A 5,904-nucleotide genomic window follows, 5' to 3' on the forward strand; every position below is an offset into this window, starting at 1 on the left:
GCCGGGTACACGCCCGGGGGGTTGTGGACGGAGGGGGCGGGGGGGGGGGGGGGCGGGGGGGGTTGGGGGGGGGGGGGGGCGGGGACGCCGGTGCAGGGGTGGAAGTGGATGATCCAGTCGTTGAAGGCGGTGGTGAAGATCGCTGAGAGCACGGTCTTGAAGCGAACGAGGTGTGCGGAGTGGCGCCGTCCGCAGCGAGTTGCCGCAGGTGGTCGCGCACGTGAGCGGGCAGTATCTCGTTCATCCGCATGGTTCTGAAGCCAGCAAGCAGGTATCTGGTGAGGATGTGCTTGTCGCCCTGGCTGGTGTTGAGTTCGATGGTGTGGTTGGGTAGTCGTGGTCTCCACGACGTAGCGCTGGAACTGTCGGCGTCCGCTGGTAGGTCCACGAACCTGCCTTTGGCGAGGTGCGGGTTGTCCGCCTTCTCGGGCTTGTGCTGGAAGTCGGGACCGAGGCCGGAGAGCGAGGGTTTGCGCCGCCTCTACAGGGAGGCTTCAGTTGGGTCTTCCGTTGTCTTATTCCTCATTTTCCGCATGGGCATCCGAAGTATCAGGGTTCAGCCAGTTCTGCGGAATAAGCGCGTTGCCTTCTCGCCAGAACTCGACGACCGATTCCCCAAACCAGGGCTCTGGGAAGTCGGCATGGTCGAAGGCGATGACTTGTAGTTGTCCGTCTAGTTCGGTGACGACGTTGAACATCATCTCGTAGAGCTTGCGGGTGTTTGTGCGATCCACATCCGATAGCTCCGTTAGGTCTCCCCCGGTGTCACGGTCACGTGGGAAGAAGGCTTGGCTGGGCTGATCGAGAACGATAAATCGTGGAACGGGACGGTGTGCTTCGATGAAGTAGTCCTGAAGCGCGAGGTAGGCCGTAAGGTGGTAGCCGACCCAGCTCATCCCGCTTCCGATCGCTCCGGCGTCCATGTAGGCAGGTCCTTGGAGAGTGTCGGCAACGACGGTCAGGCGGTAGGGGTCGATTCGGACGCCGTGTTCGGAGTGTTCGAGAGGGAGTGATTGCGCGAGTGCGGTCATCCGGCGCCCGACGATGTTCAGCAGAGAGTTGACGGCCGAGCGTAGCTGTTCTGGATCGAGCTCATCGTTGAGGCTTGCTGCTCGTCGTTCGAGATTCTCGACGGTGTGTTCCAAGGCGGCCATGGCGTCGTCATCTGCGAGCGTGGCGGTATCCAGGTATTGCGCGATGCGGCCACGTACGAAGCTCTGCTGCTCCCAGCTGCGGCGCATCGTCTCGCGTCGTTGGTCTGTCTGTGCGAGATCGTCGAGAGCTGTGTCGATGTCTGCGAGTTCAGTCCGGGCAGCACTGCGCGCTTGGAGGAGCTCTGCGCGGGCTTGGGCCACGCGGGGTTCATCGCGGTGAGCGAGATCAATGCGTTGAGATACACGTTCGAGACTCTGTGTGATCGCCGCGCGAGCGCTCGGTGTGTCGAGCGTGTTCTCACAAATCGGGCACGTGGCAGCGGCTTTCTGCTTGTCAGGAATGAGTCCGACCGAGGCGAGTCGAACGCGGTGCTCGTTGAGTTCGGAGCTGTACTCGTTGCCAACCCTGGCGAATTCGTCAAGACCACGGATCTTGTCGTTGAGATCACGCACGGTGCTGCGAAGCTCGGTTCGGCGTGCGAGTAAGCGCTCCATCTCACCATCACTGTCAGCGTCGTCGACGTTGACAGGCGATTCCTCACTGCTAAGGACGCTCGTGAGGATTTCAAAGGCGCCGCGGGTGTCCGTCGGTAGGGCATCGGGTGCGATTAAGCCGCTAGCCTTGGCATCTGCGATGAGGCCTGCGGCGCGCCCGACGCCGAGCTCACGAGTGGCACGAGCTTCATCCAACCTCAGCGTCGTGCGTCGAAGCTCACGCCGGACTTCTGAGAGCTCTTGGCGTTTACGGAGTGCATCGGGGTCTTGCGCGCCAAGGAAATACGGCAGCGTGTCGCGGATGGCTTGTTTCTGATGCTCACGGTTTTGGTGGTGGAACAACAGTTCGGGATTGGCAATCTCTCCTTGCCCCTGGAAGCAGTAGTAGAGCGCATGGCGGAGGTTCGCCGCCAGCGGGCGTCGTGTCTGTCCCGCAGCAGGTACGTGGAGATTCTCGGCGATACCGATGAGGCTGCCAAGGTAGTCGACGACATCGCTGGCGCTGGCGTTGGTGTGGAGGCCCGCCCGTGGCGGGATCGCTGTTTCTTCAACGGCCAGGAACGCTTGCGTCGTGGCGGCGCCATGGTCGGGCGCTGGGCGGCCGACGAAGAAGTGGGTGTTGCCGGCATGAGCCAGGAGCCCATACCAGTCGACGGTGTTCTGGATCGGTCCGAGCGGGACATGAGGGCTGTCGCCCCCGAGAAGGAACCGGAGAATCCCTATAATACTGCTCTTACCTGTCCCGGACTCGCCGGTGATGATGTTGAGCTGACCAGGGCGGAACCGGATCTGCCGCATATTCCCGTCGGAGTGGTAAAGCACAAGAGCATCAAGTTGCATCACGGGCGGACTCCCCACTGGGCAAGAACGGTGGCCTCGTCTGCGGCGGTCCCTCCAAACCACCGGCCAAGGAATTCAGCAGTCCGAACGCACGCTTGCCAGTCCTGTGTCGGCTGGAGGGTGCGGGGACGGCGCAGGAGAGTTCCGGGAGCAAGTGAGCCGAGCGCTCCGACCAATGCTCCGTGCTGGATGCCATATCTGATGGCGGCTGCGGTGAACCCTCGGAAAGTACGAACGCGGTCGGCGAAGTCCATACAAAGGACAGGGTGGGATCGCAACCAGATCCACATCGAAGCCGCTGTTGTAGGCGGAAGCGCCTCCCGTGTGGGCATGTGCAGCGCGCACGGCAAAACAAGGAACGCGTAGGTCACCGGCATTCCTTCGCTCGACTTCGCTTCGTATCTCTTCGTCGCCTTATGGAGCAGCACTGCACAGAAGGCAGGGTTGAACAATGCGCCGGTCTCAGAATCCCCGACCGGGCCGGGCAGGCTCATGCAGCCCCCTCGGTCTCCGCCGTGGTTCGCACGTCACTCAGACGGTGTTTGAGGAGGTCAAGCCAGTCCGGATGCCAGCCGATCTGCAGCCGGTCGGCGAGGAGATGGAGCGATCCCAAGGGAATGTAGCCTGAGCGCACCCCGGAACGGATCTCCGGCAGGCTTCGTTCCTGCAGACGCTGATAAAGCTGCCGGGCGTCACGGCGTTTGACGTCCTCGCTTGGCTGGTCGTCACCGAATTGCTCTTCCAATGGAAGGAACACGCGCATCCATTCCTCGATTAGGCGCCGGTCATAGGCGTCGAGTTCGCCCACCGCGAGGAGTTGCTCACGCTGCCACCTGGACCGTTGCAGGAAGGCGCGGTTATGATCGTAGACAGCCTGCCGAATGCGAGTGTGGTGCAGCATGATGAGCTTGAGCTGCTCAACGAAAACCCGATCGTGCTCGTCCACTTTCTCCTGGGGCGGCTCGGGATCACGATCATAGTCAAGGGGAAGGTTGTCATCGCGGAGAGACTGCGCGATCAAATGCAGTTGGTCCTCGATCTCCTGCATGGAGATCCAGTCGACCTCATCTCGAGCGATGTGCGTCAAATGCACCATGGAGCGGTCATGCCACCATCCCCGGAGTCGTTCGACCAAAGGCTTCCGCCGTTGCGCGACAACCGTCTTACGGACGGTGGCGACGAGCCGACCGGTGATGTCCTCTCCCGCTGCCTGGCCATCCAAGACGGTGATCCGCGAAAGCAACTCGGTTCGCTTCTCCACAGGGAGGCCGAGGTACCGATCATAGTAGGACACCAGTGACTGGTTACCCCTTGCTCGCGCGACGCCATCGAGCTTCTTGCGAGCCGCCACCACGTCCTGTGCTGTACGGACCGGGCGTAGCAGGCTTGCTGCAGTCGTGTCGGTCGCCGTCACAGTCGTAAACAGGAAACAGGCGGAACGCTCATCGGCCGACTCGATCCAATTGTGCAGCGACTTCCACAGATCCGGGCTCGTATCGCCCAGCGACCCATGACGCCCCACATGATGCTTGGTCTGCCACAGCTCGCGAGAGTCTCCCTGCCCTTCAAAAGTGATGTCGTCGACCGTTTCCAACGACAGACGAAGACTCTCCTCCTCATCCATCCGTTGCAGCGCGATGAGCAGTGCGTACTCGACCTGCGCGAGGTAACCGATCGCTGACCCCGCAGCACTGAACCGGTTGACGATGACGTTGCTCACACATAGGAAGTTAGCAGTGTGAAGGCGCCCTGTGTGTGGCGAGGTCGCATCCCGTGACGAGGGCCACCAGACGCGCCCGTGGCTGGGCGTAAGGGAGTCGCGAGCGCAACCCAACTCGGGCGTCATCATGTGTCCTGGTCCTGTTCGTCGCCGTGGGGTGCGGCGGTAGGAAGCCAGCCGCGGTGTAGTGCGGGGGCAAGGTCGTGGGCGGCGGAGTCGGCGAGGGCGGCGGCGTCGTGGAGGTAGCCCTCGGTGGTGGTCAGCGTGGCGTGGCCGAGGTCGCATGGGATCTGGCGGGCTTCGGCGCCGCGGTTCTTGGCGTGGGTGGCGTAGGAGTGGCGTGCAGAGTGCGGGTGGATTGTGTCGCGCAAGAGGGCGAGATGGGTGGCGATGAACGCAGCCTTCTCACCGGCGAGTAGCTCCCGGCGCCACCGTGCCCGGGTGGCGGGGCGTCCGGGGCGGGCGCGAAGGTCGTGCACAGCTGACGCAGCACGGCCTGCAGGTGGGGCGTGCACGCGCGCGTCGGTCTGGGTGATAAGCAGCGGTTCGGCGGGGCGGGCGCTGGTCTGGTCAGGCAGCGCGGGAGTCTGCGCGGGGCGCCGGTCGGTGAGAAAGGCGTCGACAGCGTCGGCCGCGGGCGGGGCCAGCGCACGGCGGTCTTTGCCGCCTTTGCCGTGTACCCGCAGCGCGGCCGGGGATCCGGGGGCGCCTGCGGTGGTAGTCGTCGAGGTTGATAACGAGGAGTTCTTCGGCGCGCATACCGGTGCCGATGAGGATTTCGATCGTGGCACGGTCGCGGCGGCCGTAGCGGTGGTGCTCGGCCAGCAGGTAGGTGGCCAGCCGCGGCGCCCGGCAGACCTCAAACGACCACAGCACGGTCTGGGACCGCGTGTCCTGGGTCTGGTTGAGGTGCTGGGAGCGGCGGTCGACCAGTGCCGCCGGGCTGTGCGTGACCAGCCTGGTGCGCAGCAGGTACTTGCGGTAGAAGGCCGAGACCGCCGAGAGTATCCGGGCGCGGGTGGTGTCATGGCAGCCGGCCTCGGCGAGTGCGGCCAGCCAGCGTTCGACGTGTTCCACCCGAACGTCGGCGAAAGAGGTGGACCCGTTGCGCAGACACCAGGGCAGCCACTCCAGGCCACTGGGCTGGGCGCGGCGGGCGCGGCCGCGCCCGCCGGTTTGTGCTCGGTGGCTGGTAGCCGGGCACCCATTCCAGGGGGATGCCGAGGTCGGCGGCGTAGGCCAGGCGGGTGTTGAGCGAGGTGTAGAGCCGCAGCAACTCCGCGAACTGTCTAGGGATCGGCAAGTCCGACCGTCTTCGGGTTCGAGACAGGTTGGCTCGGAACAGGCCGCTTTTCGATGAGCCGGGTGGCGCCGAGAACCTGGCTGGTCACGCCCACACTGCGCCGTCGGGCGGACACGTCGTCACCACCGCCCCAGGCCGCTGCACTCCGGTCGCCGGGCAGCGTGGGGAGCTCAGGGGGTAGGGCGGTTCGTCATCAGGCGGTAACAACCGGCGCGTGGCTGGCTCTTCGCTGGTGCGGGATGGATGACTTTGCTGGCCAACTGGCCACGGGATGAGCATCGGCCTGTGGTGGGGGGGGGGGGGGGGGGGCGGGGGGGGCGCGGCCCCCCCGGCCGGGGGCCGCGTGGCGGACCAGGGGGGGCGGGGCCGGGGGGTTGGGCGGGGGGAGTGTG

5 protein-coding genes are annotated in these 5,904 nt (G+C 64.6%); all 5 read right to left on the reverse strand.

Going from position 1 to position 5,904, the window contains the following annotated elements:
- Positions 1 to 515: 515 nt before the first annotated feature.
- Entirely contained in the window at positions 516 to 2,489 is a 1,974-nt protein-coding gene (locus LCD33_RS08100; RefSeq protein WP_224968590.1) for a DUF3732 domain-containing protein, read from the reverse strand.
- The gene (locus LCD33_RS29585) at positions 2,489 to 2,983 is read right to left on the reverse strand and encodes a three component ABC system middle component (RefSeq protein WP_224963040.1); all 495 of its coding nucleotides are present in this window, start codon (positions 2,981 to 2,983) and stop codon (positions 2,489 to 2,491) included. Before LCD33_RS29585 ends, LCD33_RS08100 begins: the two co-directional genes overlap by 1 nt.
- A complete protein-coding gene (locus tag LCD33_RS08110) occupies positions 2,980 to 4,209 on the reverse strand; it encodes an ABC-three component system protein (RefSeq protein ID WP_224963038.1) in 1,230 nt (409 codons plus the stop codon). The genes LCD33_RS29585 and LCD33_RS08110 overlap by 4 nt, the downstream gene beginning before the upstream one ends.
- A gap of 125 nt (positions 4,210 to 4,334) precedes the next feature.
- A complete protein-coding gene (locus tag LCD33_RS28805) occupies positions 4,335 to 4,580 on the reverse strand; it encodes a tyrosine-type recombinase/integrase (RefSeq protein WP_255615308.1) in 246 nt (81 codons plus the stop codon).
- A gap of 199 nt (positions 4,581 to 4,779) precedes the next feature.
- The gene (locus LCD33_RS08120) at positions 4,780 to 5,286 is read right to left on the reverse strand and encodes a hypothetical protein (protein ID WP_308011248.1); all 507 of its coding nucleotides are present in this window, start codon (positions 5,284 to 5,286) and stop codon (positions 4,780 to 4,782) included.
- Positions 5,287 to 5,904: the final 618 nt, after the last annotated feature.

The sequence above is a fragment of the Saccharopolyspora sp. 7B genome, from assembly GCF_020177435.1.
Lineage (GTDB): Bacteria > Actinomycetota > Actinomycetes > Mycobacteriales > Pseudonocardiaceae > Saccharopolyspora_C > Saccharopolyspora_C gregorii.

Bases quoted from the DNA above. Each gene is read 5' to 3' on its own strand.
- LCD33_RS08100 (WP_224968590.1), bottom strand. From the start codon at position 2,489: ATGCAACTTGATGCTCTTGTGCTTTACCACTCCGACGGGAATATGCGG.
- LCD33_RS29585 (WP_224963040.1), bottom strand. From the start codon at position 2,983: ATGAGCCTGCCCGGCCCGGTCGGGGATTCTGAGACCGGCGCATTGTTC.